Origin of the sequence: Thermoactinomyces sp. DSM 45892 (assembly GCF_900107305.1) — a bacterium.
In the GTDB taxonomy this organism is placed as follows: Bacteria; Bacillota; Bacilli; order Thermoactinomycetales; family Thermoactinomycetaceae; genus Baia.
This window is the reverse complement of record NZ_FNPL01000007.1, coordinates 113,904-132,188: the sequence shown is the minus strand read 5'-3', so window position 1 is coordinate 132,188 and position 18,285 is coordinate 113,904. Positions and strand designations below refer to the sequence as shown.

The 18,285-nt window shown below is 41.4% G+C and carries 24 protein-coding genes and 4 tRNA genes; 6 read left to right on the top strand and 22 right to left on the bottom strand.

Annotated features, from left to right (window positions below; all coding sequences use genetic code 11):
• Window positions 1-29: 29 nt before the first annotated feature.
• The gene (locus tag BLU58_RS07475) at window positions 30-230 is read left to right on the top strand and encodes a hypothetical protein (protein ID WP_093291597.1); all 201 of its coding nucleotides are present in this window, start codon (window positions 30-32) and stop codon (window positions 228-230) included.
• A 144-nt stretch (window positions 231-374) separates the two neighbouring features.
• Window positions 375-611, top strand: coding sequence for a hypothetical protein (locus BLU58_RS07470; RefSeq protein ID WP_093291596.1), 237 nt, complete (start codon window positions 375-377; stop codon window positions 609-611).
• Window positions 612-649: 38 nt separating this feature from the next.
• Here BLU58_RS07470 and BLU58_RS07465 read toward each other — a convergent pair whose 3' ends face one another.
• From BLU58_RS07465 to BLU58_RS07400, 14 genes are all read right to left on the bottom strand, one after another.
• On the bottom strand, window positions 650-1,099 hold the full coding sequence (locus BLU58_RS07465) for an IS630 transposase-related protein (protein ID WP_093291595.1): 450 nt from the start codon (window positions 1,097-1,099) through the stop codon (window positions 650-652).
• On the bottom strand, window positions 1,096-2,349 hold the full coding sequence (locus BLU58_RS07460; protein ID WP_093291594.1) for a site-specific DNA-methyltransferase: 1,254 nt from the start codon (window positions 2,347-2,349) through the stop codon (window positions 1,096-1,098). The genes BLU58_RS07465 and BLU58_RS07460 overlap by 4 nt, the downstream gene beginning before the upstream one ends.
• 291 nt (window positions 2,350-2,640) lie before the next feature.
• A complete protein-coding gene (locus tag BLU58_RS07455) occupies window positions 2,641-3,111 on the bottom strand; it encodes a hypothetical protein (protein WP_093291593.1) in 471 nt (156 codons plus the stop codon).
• A gap of 221 nt (window positions 3,112-3,332) precedes the next feature.
• Window positions 3,333-3,809, bottom strand: coding sequence for a hypothetical protein (locus BLU58_RS07450; RefSeq protein WP_093291592.1), 477 nt, complete (start codon window positions 3,807-3,809; stop codon window positions 3,333-3,335).
• A 14-nt stretch (window positions 3,810-3,823) separates the two neighbouring features.
• A complete protein-coding gene (locus BLU58_RS07445) occupies window positions 3,824-5,683 on the bottom strand; it encodes an HNH endonuclease (RefSeq protein WP_093291591.1) in 1,860 nt (619 codons plus the stop codon).
• A 184-nt stretch (window positions 5,684-5,867) separates the two neighbouring features.
• Window positions 5,868-6,257: an ArpU family phage packaging/lysis transcriptional regulator gene (locus BLU58_RS07440; RefSeq protein ID WP_093291590.1), complete on the bottom strand. Its 390-nt coding sequence runs from the start codon at window positions 6,255-6,257 to the stop codon at window positions 5,868-5,870.
• A 31-nt stretch (window positions 6,258-6,288) separates the two neighbouring features.
• Window positions 6,289-6,666, bottom strand: a complete 378-nt coding sequence (locus BLU58_RS07435; protein WP_093291589.1) for a RusA family crossover junction endodeoxyribonuclease — start codon at window positions 6,664-6,666, stop codon at window positions 6,289-6,291.
• 16 nt (window positions 6,667-6,682) lie between these two features.
• Window positions 6,683-6,865, bottom strand: coding sequence for a hypothetical protein (locus BLU58_RS07430; RefSeq protein ID WP_093291588.1), 183 nt, complete (start codon window positions 6,863-6,865; stop codon window positions 6,683-6,685).
• Window positions 6,866-6,868: 3 nt separating this feature from the next.
• A complete protein-coding gene (locus tag BLU58_RS07425; protein ID WP_093291587.1) occupies window positions 6,869-8,173 on the bottom strand; it encodes a replicative DNA helicase in 1,305 nt (434 codons plus the stop codon).
• The gene (locus BLU58_RS07420) at window positions 8,133-9,053 is read right to left on the bottom strand and encodes a hypothetical protein (RefSeq protein ID WP_093291586.1); all 921 of its coding nucleotides are present in this window, start codon (window positions 9,051-9,053) and stop codon (window positions 8,133-8,135) included. Before BLU58_RS07420 ends, BLU58_RS07425 begins: the two co-directional genes overlap by 41 nt.
• A 210-nt stretch (window positions 9,054-9,263) precedes the next feature.
• On the bottom strand, window positions 9,264-9,491 hold the full coding sequence (locus BLU58_RS07415) for a hypothetical protein (RefSeq protein WP_093291585.1): 228 nt from the start codon (window positions 9,489-9,491) through the stop codon (window positions 9,264-9,266).
• Window positions 9,466-10,218, bottom strand: coding sequence for an ATP-binding protein (locus BLU58_RS07410; RefSeq protein ID WP_093291584.1), 753 nt, complete (start codon window positions 10,216-10,218; stop codon window positions 9,466-9,468). The genes BLU58_RS07415 and BLU58_RS07410 overlap by 26 nt, the downstream gene beginning before the upstream one ends.
• Window positions 10,219-10,433: 215 nt before the next feature.
• Complete coding sequence (locus tag BLU58_RS07405) at window positions 10,434-10,652, bottom strand: helix-turn-helix domain-containing protein (protein WP_176786550.1); 219 nt, start codon at window positions 10,650-10,652, stop codon at window positions 10,434-10,436.
• Between the two features lie 16 nt (window positions 10,653-10,668).
• A complete protein-coding gene (locus BLU58_RS07400; RefSeq protein ID WP_072336655.1) occupies window positions 10,669-10,851 on the bottom strand; it encodes a MerR family transcriptional regulator in 183 nt (60 codons plus the stop codon).
• Window positions 10,852-11,082: 231 nt separating this feature from the next.
• On the opposite strand from BLU58_RS07400, the gene BLU58_RS07395 reads away from it, so the two are divergent.
• The 3 genes from BLU58_RS07395 (at window position 11,083) to BLU58_RS07385 (ending at window position 13,133) form a co-directional block, all read left to right on the top strand.
• Complete coding sequence (locus tag BLU58_RS07395) at window positions 11,083-11,460, top strand: helix-turn-helix domain-containing protein (protein ID WP_093291582.1); 378 nt, start codon at window positions 11,083-11,085, stop codon at window positions 11,458-11,460.
• A 21-nt stretch (window positions 11,461-11,481) separates the two neighbouring features.
• Window positions 11,482-11,898 (top strand): hypothetical protein, encoded by a 417-nt coding sequence (locus BLU58_RS07390; protein ID WP_093291581.1) that lies wholly within the window; start codon window positions 11,482-11,484, stop codon window positions 11,896-11,898.
• A gap of 113 nt (window positions 11,899-12,011) precedes the next feature.
• Window positions 12,012-13,133 carry a site-specific integrase gene (locus BLU58_RS07385; RefSeq protein WP_093291580.1) on the top strand — a complete coding sequence of 374 codons (1,122 nt, stop codon included), beginning with the start codon at window positions 12,012-12,014 and terminating at the stop codon, window positions 13,131-13,133.
• 98 nt (window positions 13,134-13,231) lie between these two features.
• Here BLU58_RS07385 and BLU58_RS07380 read toward each other — a convergent pair.
• The 6 genes from BLU58_RS07380 to BLU58_RS07360 all read right to left on the bottom strand — a co-directional run bounded on the left by BLU58_RS07380 (window position 13,232) and on the right by BLU58_RS07360 (window position 14,861).
• Window positions 13,232-13,306 (bottom strand) — tRNA-Val (locus tag BLU58_RS07380).
• A 20-nt stretch (window positions 13,307-13,326) separates the two neighbouring features.
• A tRNA-Ile gene (locus BLU58_RS07375) sits at window positions 13,327-13,401 on the bottom strand.
• A gap of 17 nt (window positions 13,402-13,418) precedes the next feature.
• A tRNA-Asp gene (locus BLU58_RS07370) sits at window positions 13,419-13,495 on the bottom strand.
• 4 nt (window positions 13,496-13,499) lie between these two features.
• Window positions 13,500-13,574, bottom strand: a tRNA-Met gene (locus BLU58_RS07365).
• 98 nt (window positions 13,575-13,672) lie between these two features.
• Window positions 13,673-13,846 (bottom strand): hypothetical protein, encoded by a 174-nt coding sequence (locus BLU58_RS16350; RefSeq protein WP_176786549.1) that lies wholly within the window; start codon window positions 13,844-13,846, stop codon window positions 13,673-13,675.
• Between the two features lie 496 nt (window positions 13,847-14,342).
• Window positions 14,343-14,861 (bottom strand): phosphatidylglycerophosphatase A family protein, encoded by a 519-nt coding sequence (locus tag BLU58_RS07360; RefSeq protein ID WP_093291579.1) that lies wholly within the window; start codon window positions 14,859-14,861, stop codon window positions 14,343-14,345.
• A 130-nt stretch (window positions 14,862-14,991) separates the two neighbouring features.
• On the opposite strand from BLU58_RS07360, the gene BLU58_RS07355 reads away from it, so the two are divergent.
• A complete protein-coding gene (locus tag BLU58_RS07355) occupies window positions 14,992-15,429 on the top strand; it encodes a GNAT family N-acetyltransferase (RefSeq protein ID WP_255404645.1) in 438 nt (145 codons plus the stop codon).
• A 73-nt stretch (window positions 15,430-15,502) separates the two neighbouring features.
• Here BLU58_RS07355 and BLU58_RS07350 read toward each other — a convergent pair whose 3' ends face one another.
• Together BLU58_RS07350 and BLU58_RS07345 are read right to left on the bottom strand one after the other, a co-directional pair.
• Window positions 15,503-16,963: a YecA family protein gene (locus BLU58_RS07350; protein WP_093291578.1), complete on the bottom strand. Its 1,461-nt coding sequence runs from the start codon at window positions 16,961-16,963 to the stop codon at window positions 15,503-15,505.
• Window positions 16,964-17,125: 162 nt separating this feature from the next.
• Window positions 17,126-18,148, bottom strand: a complete 1,023-nt coding sequence (locus BLU58_RS07345; protein ID WP_093291577.1) for a 3D domain-containing protein — start codon at window positions 18,146-18,148, stop codon at window positions 17,126-17,128.
• Window positions 18,149-18,285: the final 137 nt, after the last annotated feature.

The window sequence follows — 18,285 nt, the reverse complement described above, 5'->3', positions numbered from 1 at the left end:
ATATGACAAAATAAGGGGATATGACAACAATGAAAAACATCCAGCCAACCGAATATGAAGTAGAAAAGGGTATAAATTGGTATATCACGAAAGAGCAAATCACCTTTTTACAACATTTAATGACCTCCTGCCCTATCAATCTCGCAAAGGAATATCCGCACGAATTCCTCGATATCCCAGAGGAGCTAGAACAATTACGACTTGAGCTAATGGGCCAAGAATCTAAATAAAGAAATTCCCTAGCCCTTCGGGGCTTTTTTCGTTCCTCCAGCTTTATTCGTCTCAATTGTGTCTGTTCGCCTAATTCCCTTGCTGTTTCCTGCATTCAGAGCTATTGTGTCACATGCAAGAACAAACAGAAGGGATGATGCTAAATGAAAGAAACGGCAATGACTGACTTCAATTTCCTTGAATGCGAAAATTACCAAGAACTGACCAAAGCCATTTACGATGAAGACTATGACGGATATATCTTCCGAGACCTCACCATCGTACACGCCAAGAATGATGCGAGTGGCATGATTATTCTAAAGTCAGGTATCCCGATAGCTATGTTTGAACCTCATCTAATGGGTCAAGAAAATCTCCTTGCCATTATAGAATTTCTTTAATTTCTAAAGGCTATCCCACACCCTAGCTTGTAAACTAGCTAGGGCTTTTCTTCCCTCTTCCTCGCCAACTGTTCCAATCTCTCCACCAACATTTGTTTCGGGCTAGATACCTCGATAGGGTTACCATCCTTACCCGATATCTCGTGTTGAGTCCTCCGCCCCCACCTAGCTGGATACTTCCGCTCTAATCGCCATGCCGCCGCCTGCCAATTTGTCTTGGCTGACTGTGCAATCAAGGCCACGTCCCTCATTTCTGCCTCGGACATAGCTTTCTCAACTGCCACCGCAAACTTCCTATACTGATTATTGGTGGGCGCATTTGCTCCCCTTTTCAACCAGTCATAGAGCGTAGTCTTGTGAATACCCACGAATGCCGCCGCAGTCTCCATGTAATTCCCCATACGGAGGCAGTCACAAATTTTCCGCTGTATCTCAGGAGTTAGCTTAGTTGTACCGATGGGTCGTCCTCTTCCTTGATTCTCTCTCATTCAGGAGCCTTCGCTTTTACTGCGTTGGAATAATTATCTTCCTCCGATAATCTAGTCGCCTTTTGTCCAGTGAATTCTTCCCATCTTCGAATGATCACATCGCAGTAAACTGGATCTAACTCCAGTCCATAACAAACTCGATCCGTTTGCTCTGCGGCTAGTAATGTAGAGCCTGATCCAGAGAACAAATCAAGTACAATTCCTCTGGGCTTACAAGAGTTTTGAATGGCCTTTGCAGGGAGCACAACTGGCTTCATGGTAGGATGTTCCGCATTCCGTACTGGTTTGTCTATTTCCCAGACAGTCGATTGCTTTCTATCCCCATACCAATTGTGTGGTGACCCCGATTTCCAACCATAGAGGATAGGTTCATGCCTCCAATGGTAGTCAGATCGGCCAAGTACAATCATGTTCTTGACCCAGATGAGACATTGCTTTAACTCCCAGCCCGAATTCATTAGAGCAGTCCTGAAGTTCACTCCTTCGGTATCCGCATGACAAATGTAAATGCCGCCCCCTTGTTCGGTGACGGCACACATATTCGAAAATGAGTGGTATAAAAACTGATAGAATTCATCATCGTTCATAGAGTCGTTTTGGATAGTGAGTGCTTCCGATGTCTTTCCCGTGTACGAAACGTTATATGGCGGATCAGTAAAGACCATATTAGCTCTCTGGCCATCCATCAGCTTCGTTACATCATCAATCATAGTAGCATCACCACACATCAAGCGATGATTGCCCAGTATCCATACATCTCCTTTTTGAGTGACAGGATCATCAATCTGATCTATAGCTTCTTCCTCATCAAAATCATCCTCCTCTGGCTCCATATCCGATAGAAAGTCACTTAGGATTTGATCGACTTCTTCTTCGCCAAAACCAGTCAAGTCCATATCTAGCCCTGATAACTGTATATCATCCAGTAAGCGAGCCAGCTTCTCAAAGTCCCAATCACCGCCTACTTTATTTAGACCAATGTTCAAGGCTTTCTCTTTATCTTCGGGCAAGTCAACAATCGAGCATTCGACCTCGGTAACCCCCTGCTCGATCAATACCTTGAGCCTTTGATGACCGCCGACTAGATTTCCCGTTTGAGAGTTCCAGATGAGAGGTTCAACGAAGCCAAATTCCTCTATCGATTTTTTCAGCTTCTCATATTCAGGATCACCCGACTTTAAGTCGAGTCGTGGATTGTATTTAGCTGGATTGATCTGGTTAATAGATACACTTTGTATTTTCACTTTCATCACCTATAAAAAATGGCCAAAGCCCTTAGGGCCTGACCAAATTGATATATAACAAGGGGAAACAAACATGATTTGATACTATTTCGCACTTACTATCTTATCGTGATTTCACTATCATTTGATGCCGAATTACTGCCAAAAAACTGCCAGTTTTCCGACCATATCCATCCCCTTAACTATATAGGCATCGGAAGTTATATTTGCATTCAGACAAACTACAGACCAAACTACAGACCAAACTGAAAAAAGCAAGCCCGAAAGCCTGCCTAAAGTTAAATATATAGCTCTAATTTATGCATCCAGTCCTTCTATATAGTCTGGAAATTCCTCTGCCATAAAATCATATACATCCCCATTATTGTACCGCAAATAGAAAGGGAACCTTGACTCCTTCCCACCTGCCTCATTAAAACACTCTTGAAGGAAGAAGGGGATGTATTTCTTCGTTTGGAAGCTAATTTCTTCTAAGAAATCAAGACTTTGTGTTATCTCATTAGGATATTGAGACATTGAACTAATATCAAATCCACCTAAAGCCGAATCAGAATCGCCATAGGCATTTGTAAAAAGCTGTGCTCCCCAATCTGCCATTGCCGACACAGCTATACCAAAATCACCACTATGTCCTTGTAATTCCAATAGGATGAACTTTGTATCAGGATGATAAGGATATTCATGTAAAATAAATCGAAAATGCTTGATCGTTTCTTCTTCATATACACTAATTGTTTTAACAACCAAATCTCTTATATTTTGTTCCACTAGTTATTTCCCCCTTATCGAGCATGTCCACCCCAAGTCGGACGTCCTCCAGTATGTCTTACTGCACCGTGGATTTTGATTCATTCCATTACAAACTTCAGACAAATTCATCAAAAAAGGACAAGCTCAAGGCCTGCCCGAAAAAAATGAAATTGTTATTAAACATCTATCTGAAACAGAGCTATTTTTCTACAAAATAGAGAGCTATCTTAAATCTAAAATTACGCATCCAGACCCTCAACATAATCTGGCCATTCTTCTTTCACTAGATCATAGGCTTCCCCTGAGTTTGGATAAAATAAATAGTAGGGTATCCTTGACTCTTTTCCTCCCGCTTCATTGAAACATTCCTGAAAAAAAATGGGCAGGTAATCTTTAGTAAGAGAATCAATTTCATCTACTAAATCAAGATTTTTCACTACTTCTTGATAAGAAAGTTTAGACATCGAATCAAAACCAAAACCAACTAATGCTGTGTCAGGTTCACCATGAGCATTTTTCGTAAGCTGTTCCTCCCAACCGTTCATTGCTGTTATCGAAACTCCAAAGTCTCCTCTGTGCCCCCTCACCTCCAAAAGAAAAAACTTCGTATCTGGGTGATAAGGATATTCATGGATTATAAACTTTAAATGATTGAGCGTTTCTTTTCGTGATTCTCGGATTGATTCAATAACTAGTTCTTTCATCTTTGGTTCCATTCGATTACATCTCCTTAGCGATTATGTCCACCCCAAGTTGGACGTCCTCCTGTATGCCTTACCGCACCATGAACTTTCGATTCTACTAACTGCATTTTACCTTCATCTTGATTATGATGCCAAGTATAACCGACCGGATCTTCACCCGCCTCTATCCATTCGTGATTCGCCTTCACAAATTCGTCCCTTAAATCCTTATCACTCTCTAGCTTTTCTAGAAGGCTTTTAGATCCTTTACCAGAAGTTATGTTATCAAACTCTGCTTTAGGAATTTTTTCTTTCAATGACGACCTCTCTAGAAACCTTTGTAACTTCCTAGCAGCATTAGGGTTTTTCTCACCCCCACCATTTCCTAAAACATCAAGCAGAGTTTGATCAATTTCCTTTTTTAATGCTTCATTTCTTTTTAAATCTTTAGATACCCTTTTAGAAAGTAGGCTAAATTGCTGAACATCCGAAAGTAAATATTGATCAACGTTCAACTGTGATTCATAATCTACCCATTTAGAAAAATCAGGAAATCCATTTTCATCAAAAGGAACTTCATAATCCTTACCATTCACTTTAATTTGGAAATTAGATCCGGCTTCCTTTGATTTAACGATAGGTTTACTGCTTCCATCATAATATTTTATATACTTCTTACCATTTTTGTCCTCGATTTCACCCATTTTGGGATCGGGAGACCATGTTTTATTTGATGATGGTTCATTTCCGTATTTTTCTACGTTCTGTTCTTTTATACGCTCACGTATGTATGGATCTACTTGAGCAATCTTGTTTGTTTTCCCAGACCCATCAGGTAACTTTATATCGCTATCCTTGCCTACATGACAGTCAAACAATTTGGCCAGAGGTAACTGAATGGAAGCCACATAATGACCTGTATCCTGTTGCTGTATGGCTACACAGTCCTTGAACTTCATTAATAGTGGTTCGATCTTCGGCCATGCAAATGTAAGTCCTGTTACTGCAACCGCACCGGCTGTCGTGGTAGCAAGGATTCTCTTGCCACTACCGAATAGATTATCGCCGAATGACTTTACTTTGTCACCCAACCCGGTTAATGAGTCAGAGATTGCATCAAAAGCTTTACTTGCTAAAGGAAACTTACTAGAGAGGCCACCTGACTTCGAAACAACATTGCCTGCCTTACCAGCTTTATCTACACCTTTTAACCCAAGAAGTTGTGAAAATGCATATCCGAACCACTCTGAACGAGATTTTCCATCACCGTTGATTACCATACGATCCCATGACTCGGTTATCTCTTTCCAGATCCCTACTGCCGCATTGGATATGTTATCCCAAACTTCGCCCGGGTGTGTAACCCAATGCTTGAGCTGGTTCCATGACTCCCTAGGGTTTAGAATGACATACCCTAGGAGTCCTACAGCTCCTAGCGCTAAGTCAAAGACCCCGATGAGCATGTCTGCCAATCCTCGTAACACACCTTTAAGGAAATATGCTGCCCATTCCAACACTTTTAACATTGGAAACTGCTTCTTTAATATGACCCATGCTAAGGTAACACCAGCCCCGATTTCCAATCCCCATTCCCATAAACGATCCTTCATACTTTTGATTTTAGCACCGAAATCATCTAAGATATTATTTACATCATCGTACAGCTCACCGCACCAATCCGTGAAACCATTCCACTTGTCACTAACCCAATCTCCTGCTTTGTCCCACCACGACACCTCGGTCTCGGGTTCACCCGCAAGATCGGTCGGGAAATGAGAGTCAATTTTGATGTTGTCTATATTGAAATCAACTGCTTGCACAGTCGTCCCATTTCCTGCAATTCCTAATCCCAATACTAATAAAGTGATCATCATAATTAATATAAATTTCATTGCTTTGTTTCTCATAGATGTTATCTCCCCCCAACTCCAGCAAAAGAGGGCAGTTGGATACCTGCCCTCATCGGTTTACATGCTCTATATATAACAAAATTGAAGTTTTTTCACTATTTAATAATGAATAATAAGATTGTGTATCTTTTAAATTGCAGTCACTTCTTATCACCTATTCGTGAAAATGGGTATTATCATGTCAAATGAGATTTAAAGTATATGCTACCTTCTCGATTGCCTCTTTCTTAACCCGATAATAGCTCCGCTTGCTCCAACCGATCCGATCACACACAACTTCATCATTCATTCGTATACGAGTGAAGTATCGCTCTTCTACCAATTGCTTCTCGTCCTCATTTAATATTTTCAAAGCCTGCTCAATCCTCTTTAACTCCAATTCTTTCTCTGCCCGTTGCACCGCATATTTCTCCGTGCTTGATATATACTCTTTCTGACCTCCGTGCATGGGTTCACCATAGTTAGAGGTGCAAGAAGGATATTGATATCGAAGATCCTCTACAGCTACTTTTAGGATCGGATACCTTCTAAGTCTACGTTCCACTTCTTTCCGATAACTTGGTTTTCTCACTCACCTCTGCACCTCCAGAAACCTGTAAGCCTTAACTAGCAATCTGAACCCAGACCTCTACCCGTTCATCGTCTTTATGATCCACAAATACTTTCTCCGTATCTTTTGTATATCTCACTATATATCGGTCATCCTCATACACCAGCCGGTTGAGTGCGTCCTCAATCCCTTTTACGTAGTTAGATAGGTCACCATCTAGACCGCCTTTGAGATATACCTTGCAGCCGAACTCAATCGGGACTTTCTTTGGGATGCATTGCCAGCCCTCCTTTGCCATTGCTTGTCTTGCGTGTAGCTGGACAACCTCTTGGTAAGCTAAGTATCGTTGTGCATCTGTCCTCACATATTTTCCCCGACGTGTCATCCTTGTGTAAGGGACAGCTCGTCCCTTAATCGTGAAATGTAACATGCCATCCCTCCGCTCATCACATACCTCGTTCTTTCATCTTCTTTTGTATCCGTATATATTCCGCACAAAGCTCATCGTACAGGCTGTCAGCTCTCGCTCGTTCTTCACCAGAGGGGAACGGATTATCAAGATAATCCGCCCCCCGATAAATTCGTGTTTCTAGCTCTTCATATCGCTGTTGTAATTCTAAATCGGTCATAATCTATAGCTCATCGAAGCGTTGAATCCAGCCTTTAAAGGCATAGCGGAATTCATTTACTCCAATGTCCCGTCCCTTAGCTATTACCGATTGAATTACTTTCGCTCCCATGTGGTCTCTACCTGGATCGGTATCCTCTGGATCTTCCCAGAGAAATTCCACTAGATCGGCATCTTGCTCGATTGAACCCGACTCCCGGAGATGCTCAAGCGATGGTTTAATTGCCTTTTTCCCTTCTCTGCTCATCTGGCATAGCAAGATTACTGGGCAATCGATCTCTATGGCTAGGTGTTTCGCCGCTTTGGTTACCTCTCCTACCGCCTGTGCCCTTGTTTCGCCCTTCTTGGTGGGGATGTTCATAATCCCCAAGTAATCCACAAAAATGGCTCCAATCCGTCCGTGCTTTCGTTTCTGCTGTCTGGCTACTGCTCGGATCTCATCAATGGTCACATTTTTTGCGTCGGCTATGGAGATCGGGAGCATTTCTAGCGCATCATAGCCTTCTCGTAAGTGCTTCATATCACCCTCCGATAGATGCTTAAGGCGAATCCGATTCGCACTCACCCCTGTCAAGCTGGATAACATACGGTTAAAGAGCTGTGGGCGTTTCATTTCCTGTGACCATACTAGACATTGTCCTTTACCCTGTGTGGCGATTCCTTGGATCATTTGCAACATCTTTGCTGTTTTCCCGACCGATGGTCTGGCAGCCAGTATGTATAGCCAGCCTCGCCCTAGTCCGCCCATCCATTCATCAAACTTAGGGAAGCCCGTATGGATTAAGTCGTCTTTCCGAGCGAGGTAATCAAAGTATTCTTGACGTGCGTCTGTGATCGAGACGAGTTCGCCATTTCCCTCTGGTCGTATAGAATCCGATAGCCTTTCAATGGCTTGTAGCATATCCTCTTCTTCGGAAAATTCTCCCTCGGTTGCAATGGATTTAATCCGATCTCCTAATTCCATGATTCGTCTCTGTACAGCATGTCGATGAACAATTTCAGCATAGTGTCGAGCGTTTTGTACGGTGGGTACAACGGATGCCAACTCCGTCATATACGCTACTCCGCCCGACTGATCCAATTTCCCATATGTATTTAGCCGATCTGTTAGGGTCACTAGGTCAATCGGTCGATCACTCTCGTGCATATGCTTCATGACGGTGTAGAGAGTCTGGTGTGACTGAATCGTAAAGTCGCGAGGCTCTAGCTGTATTGTCAGATCATCCAGCACTCTGTTATCTAGTAAAATAGCACCCAGTATCGACATCTCAGCATTCGCTTGTCGAAAGTCGGTGTCCTTGTAAGTCATTTACATTCATTCCTCCGCTCAGCCATTTTTCTAGTAGGTCTCTGTCCGTTTCAGGATCAAATCCAGCTGAGACAAATTGTCCTACTGCCTTCTGGTATTCAAAGCTCTTGATTTGTTTTTTCTCTCGCTCGTCTTTCAGACTAACTACTGCAGCTGGTTGACTCTTTCTAGCTTTGTGAGCCTGTAGCTGATCGAATTGCGCTCGTAGTTTACTAGCTGACAAAATATTGGCTTGCCAGAAATGATCCGTTGTGGCGAAGTCGATCACCTCTCGTATTTCCTGCTTGGTTCGTTTGTCTAGCTCTACTAGTTTTCGAAACTCATCTGCCCACTTGTTGAGATCATCTGGAGTTCTTGCATTGGGCTTCCAAGAGAGGATTTGCTTTTGCAGATACTGTGCCATTTTCATATAGGGGGATTCATCGTCGTAAACGTTCTGTTTGCGACTATAATCTTTTTTATCTTTTTTCTTTTCATTCTTTACATTCTTGTTAGGTGTTAGCTGATTGTTAGACGTTTGTTGATCGCTTTGTTGATCCTCTTCTGATGAGGATTGGTAAACCTCCCAATTCACTAGGGTTATAAGCCTTCCCGTCTTTGTTGATTTGTTTGTTAGAAATCCCCACTTTTCTAATTTCAACAATGCCGTTCTGATACTCTGAATTGACACATCATTTCCACAATTTTCCTTGATTTTTTCAAGGGATGTAACTACTTGTCCAGACTTTACAGTAAATATTTCTCCCTTGAATTCCCATTGATTGTCCTTATGGTTTACCATGAGAAGAATCGCAATAAATACATCTCTTTGCTTGCTATTCAGCTGTTTATACAGGTCGCTTTGGCATAGTTTTCTATGCAACTTAATCCAACCATCCATACTCTCACCTGCCGTATTATGAGGTTATATATAGATAGGGCGACCTTGCCCCTATCTATATGTATAAAGCTCTACACTCCACCATCAGTAGCCCCTAAAAGGCTTCCGTGTCTATCTGTCGCATATAACCGTTGATCGCTTCCAATTAGGCTAAAGTACTTATTACCAATTTTAAGCATGTGTTCGGATTGGGACTTGCTCCAATCATCCTCATAACGCTTTCTGTACGGTGTATGTTTCCGTGGTCGATATCTCATCCAGATCTCCTTCCAGCATGCTCTTTGCTTCATCAATCATGAATCTCATATCTGTAAACTTTCTGGATACAAGGCTCAGTAATTCCTGCTCACTATATTGAAATTGAACAAGTGCATCGCCTGTTCTATAAATCTCGTCTTCTAAGTCCTCTAGTCTAGCCCTCAGCAGGTTCATCGACATCGTCTGTACCTCCTGCTGTTTCTTCTTCAGGCTGGTTGTAAAACGCTTGTTCAAACTTCTTGAAGCTAAGAGGAAGAGTAGAAGGTAGCTTACGTCCAAACGCATGCTCCGTTCGATCTCCAGCCTCCCAACTTTCATCAGGTTGTGTTCGAATCACTCTTATAGATCCCTCATTCGTCCTAACACTTTCCGCATAGAGAATAATGTCAACCATTCCGAGTACTATATCTCTACCGGATCTAGGGATGGAAGGAACTGCTTTATTGATCGTGGACACTCTGGTTTTGACTTCATAAGACTCTACGTGACTAGTGAACACCAGTCCATAAGGGAGTAATGAAAGCTTTCTGATTACCCTAAAGAACTCATCTTTAATCAATTGCCAGCCTTTACCGAATCCTAGATCGCTCTCGTGCTGAATCCCCTGTTTTTCCTTAATAAATTCGGCACAACATTTCCAGAGGTTGTCGACCGTATCGATCACAATCGTTTTAAAGGGATGGTTGCCCTTGCTGAGTTCTCCACACACTCTGATAAAGGTTTGCCAATCAGGGACTTTCACCTCATAGCAGGAAAGTGCCTCTAGTCCAGGCTCCGTTGCCAAGAATAGGGGGTTGTCCATCCTACTACAAAAAGTAGATTTACCAATTTTCGGCTGACCGTAGAGCAGAATTGAATAATCTTCCAACTTCTGTTTAGGCTGCGTTTTCTCTGTAGGTAATAGCACAATATGTCTCCTCTGTATTCAGTTGTCTAAAGATCGTTTTTCTGGTATCCTAGTCATACATTTGTTTTTTAAGTGTTGAACTCGCTTTTGCCGAAGCGAGTTTTTTTATGCCCTCTTTCAACCGCCCCACTCCTTTCTTTGTTCTCGTTGCTCTTTGGTATGTATCATTACCTCCAAGCAGTCACATGGTATACTTGGTTTCACACACAAGCAAGTCATTTCTTTACTTTATCTGTAGCTCCATAAAGATAATCGATAGTCGTATCAAAGAGATTTGCTATGTCGATTAGAACCTGTGGTTTTTGGGGCATCCTTCCACTTGACTCGTAACCTGTTACGGTCTTTCGATCAATCTCGAGGACATCGGCTACTTCTTGTTGAGTCAATCCGTTTTCGATCCTCAATTGTTTCATGCGTTCAGAAAATACATCCATGTTTTCACCTCGTCGTTTAATCCTGCGCTCCATGCTCGAACCAACTAAAAAAAGCATCCCGTCCAACTCTTTTCAATCTTCCTATTCGAATAAGTGGAAAGCTCTTATACTCCATTACTTCATAAGCTCTGCGCACTGAAATACCTAGAATGGTTGCCACATGCTCTGCTCTTAGAACTGCTGGATATTCCTCAGTCACTGAATCTCCTCCTCTCCATCATTCTAGCTCCATTAAGCTACATTTTGAAGCCTAAGGGTATTTTTGAAGCTAAGAAAATTCTATCCTTTATCCAGCTAATCGTCAATCATAGCTTATTGGAAATTCAAACCAAAGTCTATCCATGTGTTTCATATTGAAGCATTTTGTTATAATATGTTTCATAATGAATCAACTATGATTGAACTACACTGAATAAAGTAGGTGTCAATAATGGAGATTTTTTCGGAGAGACTTAGAAAACTACGAGAATTACGTGGATGGACACAAAAAGAAGTAGCTGAAGCCCTACACGTTGATCGAAAGACCGTTACAGGTTATGAATCCAGCGGAAGAACGCCTAGAGAGCGTGATATCTTGGTCAATTTAGTCAAACTTTTCAACACTACATCCGATTATCTTTTCGGTATCACAGACGATCCGAGCCCCAGACGAGAACAAACGATGGAAGAAAAACTGGAAAATGATCCCTATTTACAAGGGATTCTGAAGCAGATAGAATCAAATCGTCGCTTCACTGAGGACAAGAAAAAAGAACTCAGGAAGCAAATGATTGAACTCTATATCCAAGGTCTTTCAGACGTTGATTGATAATAAAGGAGAGGTTTATCTATGCTACAAACGTTAGTTAATTTATCTACTAACTATTTCGGACGAGAAATAACACTCATTTTGAAAGAACTATCAACAGGATTTGCCTTCTCCTTCTCAACCTTGTTATTTACATTACTTTTCATCTGCTGGCTTGTTATTCGTGTGAAGCATAGCCCTGATATTAGCAAAGCCGTTGTTAGTTGCATTGCACCCATTCAAGGTCAACCAGTCGGTCAATATAACGCAAAAAATATTAGCAATCTTATTCAAGCATTCGATACTATGATATGCTTGATTGCCACAATCATGGCACGTAGACCAATTACATTTGAAAATATGAAACGAGCACGACTTATCTTTTTAGGTGCCGTTTTTTTTATGCTCCTTTTCATCTATGTAGGACTGGCAACAGCTACTACATTGTTTCTGCAATAGTTCAATAAATTAAGCCAATGATAATTCAATCATTGGCTTTACTTTTAGCAACAGATTGTTTAGAGTGTCACACCAAGGGAACAGTATTTCAGCATCATGAGGAGGAACAGAATATGAAAGGATACTTTCGCAAACGAGGTACAAAATGGTCGTTTACAGTTGACTTAGGACAAGACGATCAAGGGAAGAGAAAACAAAAAACAGTCAGTGGTTTCAAAACAAAAAAGGAAGCCGAAAAAGCGTGTATGGATTTAATTTCCCAAGTGGAGAAAGGAGATTACACAGAACCCAGCAAGGTGACGGTAGGAGAGTTTTTCGAGGACTGGAAACTTACAGTCGCAAAACAAGCATTAAAAACAACAACTTTTGAAACTTACAGTATCATAATGGACACACACATAATTCCTATGATTGGGGAAAAACAAATACAAAAAGTAACACCTATACAAATCCAAAGACTGTACACTCAAAAAACTGAAGAAGGCTTGTCCTCTGCATCCATACGAAAAATTCATCATGTTCTTAGCAGCTCATTCAAATACGCAAAAAAATGGGGATTAATTCAAAAAAATCCCATTGAAGAGGCCGAACCACCTAAGTTAACAACTAAGGAAAGGCCCATCTGGACTATTGACGAGGCCACAAGGTTCTTGAGTAGTACAGAAAAAGAACCTCTATATATTGCTTACCTCCTTGCCATCTTCACAGGTATGCGTATGGGGGAGATTCTCGGATTAAGGTGGCAAGCTGTCGATTTTGAGAACAAAGCATTGAGCATACAGCAATCCTTGGCTAAAACCAAAAACGGGCTTATATTTCAGGAACCAAAATCTAAAGGATCTAAAAGGTTGATATCAATAACTGATGACGTAGTCCAAGCCTTAAAAAAACATAAATTAGAGCAATCAAAGCAAAAGCTACAACTAGGAATGTCATATGAGTATTTTGATTTGGTTGTTTGCACCAGCCTTGGAACCCCCATGATCCCCGAAAACCTTAGACGACACTATAACAGAATGATATCCGAATGCGGAATTAAAAAAATCCGTTTCCATGACTTACGACATACCCACGCCAGTATCATGCTGCAACTTGGAGAACACCCAAAAGTGGTTAGTGAGAGGTTGGGACATAGTCGTACAAGTGTAACTTTGGATATATATAGTCATGTAATCCCAGGTATTCAAGAAAAGGCAGCAGAGAATTTCAGTCATGCATTATCCAAAAAAGGATAAAAAAATACCAATGTGGTCAAAATGTGGTCAATCAAGGTTTTTTTGCCCTAATCGTAAAAAAGACAAACAAAAAAACCTTGATTTCTCAAGGATTACGGTGGTGGGCAGTACTAGGATCGAACTAGCGACCTCTTCCGTGTCAGGGAAGCGCTCTCCCACTGAGCTAACTGCCCTCGTCTATCTAGATTTTTTTTGGTGGGCCCAACAGGATTTGAACCTGTAACCAACCGGTTATGAGCCAGGTGCTCTGCCGTTGAGCTATAGGCCCGTATGTATTTACGGAAATGGCGGAGCTGACGGGATTCGAACCCGCGATCTCCTGCGTGACAGGCAGGCATGTTAGGCCTCTACACCACAGCTCCACATTGGTTGCGGGGACAGGACTCGAACCTGCGACCTTCGGGTTATGAGCCCGACGAGCTACCACTGCTCCACCCCGCGATATTGTGATTGTTTCTTATTTTATCTAACTTGTTTCAGTCACAAGTAATACTATACAACAGAATGTAAAATCACACAAGTACTTTTTTAAAAAATGATTAGTGCCTCCAGATGTATTTCACACCAAAGCGCCCTTTTCTTGAGCGAAATACTTCCACAGTATCAGGGCTTTCATATCCATATAACCACCAATCTTCTTGCATTCGTGTGGCTAATACTTTTGCTTGAAAGCGGGATTCATATAATTTTGCGCAATAAATCCATTGATCCATCTATATCTCCTCCTATATGTAGTGTTACTCACATAGTGGGAAATCATTCTTAATGATGGCTGTTTTCATTTAGTGAAACTAGACTAACGCACATTTTACATCAGCGTCCAAACGGCTTATGGAGATTGACATAGTATATACAGAACAAGCAAGTCACTTGTTCCACCAAATTCCCTCCTCAAATGACAGCCGAGTACAGGGCAGTACTCGGTTTTTTTGTATTTTCATCGTCTCTGAAGCACTACCACTTAATGCCAAGAACACCAGACCAGTCATGACCCATTATCTTAGCATGTTCTACCAGCAGTCCAAGCGGTGAAACGAATGAAACTCTGTTCAAACGTCTAACACTATTCGAACAAAAATGGTGGCTTAAGCATCCTCACCGGGAGGATACCAAGCCACACCCCATTCATTCACCTCAGAAGAGGAAATACTCTAGGGTAAGTTCGGTAGAGATTACAACCTGTCTACACTCTCCTATGAGATCAAGCGTCTATGACCCATCGACTTCTTCGTCTTCATCACGAATTCGATGGGCCAATCTCCCGGCAGCTGCCGCAGCAATCGCACAAACAATATCATCTAAAAACGTGTGACAATGTTCCCCTCCCTCATTATCCAGACTTTTGATAATGCCTATCTTTTGTTTATCTAAATATCCAAAGGTGGTAAGAGCAATACTTCCATATCCAAATACAGATCCTAAAGCTAATGTTTCATCACAGCCAAATAACCCTTCATCTGCCTTGACAATACTTAGTAGTGGTTCAGAAAGTATGTTTTTCTCGGCCAAGGTATCTAGTTCGACTCCAACTAAAATCGCATGTTGTAATTCTCTTTTTTCTAAAACAGCCAATACACTTTCCATACAGACCTCTTTCCGAAGATCCGCTTTATAAGGAACTTGCATCTCATAGACAATGTCAGCAATAGCCTCCAGAGGAACTCCTCGCTCCGTTAACTTATTCATCACGGCTTGATAAACCTCACTACTATGAACTTTTCTACTCATTTCTTATTCTCCTTCCAGCATGGTAAAATCACTATTATTCAAATGAACTCGATAGGTTTCCTTTTTCTCAAAATTCTTCTCCAATCTTTTCAACGAAAAGGGATAAAATATAGAAACAGGAGTGATATTTATGCGTATGAGTGTAAAAAAAGTGGAATCCAACGACGAATTAAATCAAGCTTTCGCAATTCGGCAAAAAGTATTTGTACAGGAACAAGGGGTTCCTGAGGATCAGGAGATTGACGAAAAAGAAAGTTCCTCCATTCATTTTTTAGCAAAATTAGATTATAAAGCAATTGGAACTTGTCGTATGAGATGGTACAAGCCTCATGTAGCGAAAGCAGAGCGTGTAGCGGTCCTCCCAGAAGGACGTGGAACAGGGGCTGGACGTGAACTAATGCTTGCGTTAGAAGAATATGCCCGGCACCAGGGGGCAAAGAAAATAGTCCTATCTGCCCAGACACATGCCCTCCCTTTTTATGAGAAACTAGGATATATAGCAGAAGGCGATGTCTATCTAGATGCGGGCATCGACCACAAGGATATGCAAAAGAAGCTTTCCCTGTGAAAAGGACAAGCTTCTTTTTCCGTATAATGGTAACAAAAGAAACAGCCCTCTAACAATGAAGTAGGCTGTTTCACTATTTTTGACCTAATACATGGGCGTTTGGTAACTCTTCTTCCATTAATGTCATGGGATACACGTTTTCAATATGAGTAAAAATACAGTGGTTTCCACTCATTTGAATCGTTCCTCGAATCCAAAAACGCTCATCTGACCAAATCGCAGGAAAAGCACGAAGTTGAACAGGTACCCATCTTTCACCAATCAACAACACAGGACCTGTCCCTGAGATCCCAAGCATGAACATATTTTGTATCATGGTTCCTGTATGGTCTGTTTCTTCTGTATCAATTGCGTGTTCTGCTAACCAAGTACGTGCCTCAATCGTTGTAGGTAATTTATGAATTAAAATAGAGTAAACTTTTTTGAAATGAAGATATATATTGGAAATGCCTTGGTTATAGAGCCATTGAAATAGGTTTTTCAAGGTATTTAAGAAGATCTTAGAAGCCATTGGGGTAGCTTTTCCACTATCTAAATACCAAATGCTAAAAAAGTGAATGAAGGCTTCTTCGTTTAGCATAGACCATTGAAAAGATTGTCCAAATCGTTTAGAGAGATAATCAAACAGTACCTCTAGCGATTTACTGTAGAATTGTTGGGTTCTCTTTTGTAATGGATTAACCTGAGAAACGTAAAACTGCTCCAACTGTTGCATGATTTTAATCGGCAATCCTGATTGTTCAGACGTATACTCGACATTTGGCCAGAACAGAGTTTCACGGATGCTGTCCACCATCTCGGGTGTGGATGCTGGTGCTAACTTCTCCGCCTTTTCAAGCTCCTGAGCGCGTTTCATGGACCATCCAAGTACTTGCCATCCCTGTTCACGAGTTGCATATTTTTGTTGTTCTTGGTCTAGGTGGTTAAATTTCTCTAGTTGCACGAGTATCTCCCCTCTCATCTCATGCACAAAAGATGTATAAGGGCCAAACAGCTCATATCGATTTCCTAAACGTATTAAGCGAGTAAAGACAATCCGTTCACGAGGGACCTCTTCCCCTCGGATCACTTCATACTCAACTCCATCTAATAGAGATCGAAACAGCATGCTATCTTCCCTTACGTCGATCATTTCATAACATGTGAGTTTACTATCCAAATAGCTTGTCAGTACTCTTTCCTTCTCTGGTGTTCGGCGGACTGTTGATGCCCACAGCTCAACCGGTCGCTTATTTTGGACACAGGGGGCGTCAAGTAACAACCAATAATGAAAGGAAAAGGAAAAAGATTGTGGGACTGGTTCTTGTAGAGGTAAGTGCAATAACTCTTTGAAACGATGCCCCCACTTACTTTGCTTTTCCATTTTCCAATACGGATGAAACCACTGATTTAGGTCTGCGAGTAATTTTTTTGATAGATCTCGGTCGCGTCCCTCTCGCAATCCCTCTGCATGACGAATCGTGACTACGCGTTCACAGCACTTTTTGTACTTTTTCCCACTTCCACAAGGGCAGGGTTCATTTCGACCTACCATTCATACACCTCGGATGAATTATTCCTTTCCTAAGTATATCGAAAAAATAGGGAAATTCAAAGACGAATTTGATAAAACTTTCCATTTTATCTTTTCAAAAAAAAGAAAGAACCTGCATTCTTCTTTGCAGGCTAGATCAAATGATGCTCCACTATGTACAGTTTAATTTAAAATGTACACCTTTTTATTTTTAACTCCCCACTTTTGACATTCCGCCTCAGAATTAAAGTATACATCAACAAAATTTCCTTTTACAGCACCACCTGTATCTGCTGCAACCGCCATTCCATAACCTTCAATGAACAGCTTCGTTCCAAGTGGGATTACTTTTGGATCAACAGCTACTAGTCCAACTCTAGCCACTTTTCCTGAAGCCGTCTTGGCACCTGGTTTAGAGGTATAAGCGGTGGTTTTGGCCATTATCATTTTCTTATATGATGTTCCGTTTGGTAAGGAACCCCCACCAGCAAATGCGGGTCTCGAATCTTTTTCTTCCTCTTCTTTCGTTCCAACCCTCACTACTGCTTTGATGGGATCAATTTTTTCGATCAACTTAGAATCAGCAACTGGCTGACCATCTTTCATCATAGGCTGGCCATTTTTATAGTAGATGGTGACTTGATAAATCTCTTTTCCCAGCTTTCCCGGGGTAACTTCTTTCTTCTCCCCTTTTGCTAGGGTTTTATCTTTTTGTTCTTCTGTATCGAACTTAATCTCTTTTTCTTCCTTTTTGACTACTTGCTCAATTCTGTCAACTGATACCTGCATTCCATCTTGAATTTTTGCATCTAATGCTGTACTTACTTCATCCCATTCACCTAGAGCGATTTTTTGCTCCTCTAAAAACTCACGAACTGTTCCTTTCGCGGTCTCTTTCTCACCTTCGGATTTACCACCTATGGTTAGGCTGACTTTACAGCGACAATTCAAGCTAACATTGGTAAGATCTTTGGTCAATTTTTGATCCCAAGGCATACTAGGCTGGTATTTTTGTTTCATCTCGGACACCTTGAAACCTTCATTCTCCAAAGCTTCAGCAACTGTATCATGAAAGCCTTTTGAGACGACTTTCTTACCATCGCTAAAGGTGATGACTACTTCTTTCTCCATCGCATTTACCACAAGTGTCCCGGTTAAACTGAGGGCCACCGTGGCTATTCCGGCTAGAAGAAATTTTTTATTCATCGAATCGCTCCTTTAGTGGGTTTAACGTGTCCCATTATAACAGACTATTTTCGTTATTTCTATGCAAATTGGTTTAATAGGAATTATTTTCTAATTTTCTTCTCATATCGGCAAAAAAGCCGTCACATGTTGGGCGA

Bases quoted from the DNA above. Each gene is read 5' to 3' on its own strand.
- BLU58_RS07470 (WP_093291596.1), top strand. From the start codon at position 375: ATGAAAGAAACGGCAATGACTGACTTCAATTTCCTTGAATGCGAAAAT.
- BLU58_RS07405 (WP_176786550.1), bottom strand. From the start codon at position 10,652: ATGGATGTATTTTCTGAACGCATGAAACAATTGAGGATCGAAAACGGA.
- BLU58_RS07395 (WP_093291582.1), top strand. From the start codon at position 11,083: ATGGAGATTTTTTCGGAGAGACTTAGAAAACTACGAGAATTACGTGGA.
- BLU58_RS07350 (WP_093291578.1), bottom strand. From the start codon at position 16,963: ATGGTAGGTCGAAATGAACCCTGCCCTTGTGGAAGTGGGAAAAAGTAC.
- BLU58_RS07360 (WP_093291579.1), bottom strand. From the start codon at position 14,861: ATGAGTAGAAAAGTTCATAGTAGTGAGGTTTATCAAGCCGTGATGAAT.
- BLU58_RS07475 (WP_093291597.1), top strand. From the start codon at position 30: ATGAAAAACATCCAGCCAACCGAATATGAAGTAGAAAAGGGTATAAAT.
- BLU58_RS07450 (WP_093291592.1), bottom strand. From the start codon at position 3,809: ATGGAACCAAAGATGAAAGAACTAGTTATTGAATCAATCCGAGAATCA.
- BLU58_RS07420 (WP_093291586.1), bottom strand. From the start codon at position 9,053: ATGGATGGTTGGATTAAGTTGCATAGAAAACTATGCCAAAGCGACCTG.
- BLU58_RS07345 (WP_093291577.1), bottom strand. From the start codon at position 18,148: ATGAATAAAAAATTTCTTCTAGCCGGAATAGCCACGGTGGCCCTCAGT.
- BLU58_RS07425 (WP_093291587.1), bottom strand. From the start codon at position 8,173: ATGACTTACAAGGACACCGACTTTCGACAAGCGAATGCTGAGATGTCG.
- BLU58_RS07435 (WP_093291589.1), bottom strand. From the start codon at position 6,666: ATGTTACATTTCACGATTAAGGGACGAGCTGTCCCTTACACAAGGATG.
- BLU58_RS07465 (WP_093291595.1), bottom strand. From the start codon at position 1,099: ATGAGAGAGAATCAAGGAAGAGGACGACCCATCGGTACAACTAAGCTA.
- BLU58_RS07415 (WP_093291585.1), bottom strand. From the start codon at position 9,491: ATGTCGATGAACCTGCTGAGGGCTAGACTAGAGGACTTAGAAGACGAG.
- BLU58_RS07355 (WP_255404645.1), top strand. From the start codon at position 14,992: ATGCGTATGAGTGTAAAAAAAGTGGAATCCAACGACGAATTAAATCAA.
- BLU58_RS07460 (WP_093291594.1), bottom strand. From the start codon at position 2,349: ATGAAAGTGAAAATACAAAGTGTATCTATTAACCAGATCAATCCAGCT.
- BLU58_RS07445 (WP_093291591.1), bottom strand. From the start codon at position 5,683: ATGAGAAACAAAGCAATGAAATTTATATTAATTATGATGATCACTTTA.
- BLU58_RS07385 (WP_093291580.1), top strand. From the start codon at position 12,012: ATGAAAGGATACTTTCGCAAACGAGGTACAAAATGGTCGTTTACAGTT.
- BLU58_RS16350 (WP_176786549.1), bottom strand. From the start codon at position 13,846: ATGGATCAATGGATTTATTGCGCAAAATTATATGAATCCCGCTTTCAA.
- BLU58_RS07390 (WP_093291581.1), top strand. From the start codon at position 11,482: ATGCTACAAACGTTAGTTAATTTATCTACTAACTATTTCGGACGAGAA.
- BLU58_RS07430 (WP_093291588.1), bottom strand. From the start codon at position 6,865: ATGACCGATTTAGAATTACAACAGCGATATGAAGAGCTAGAAACACGA.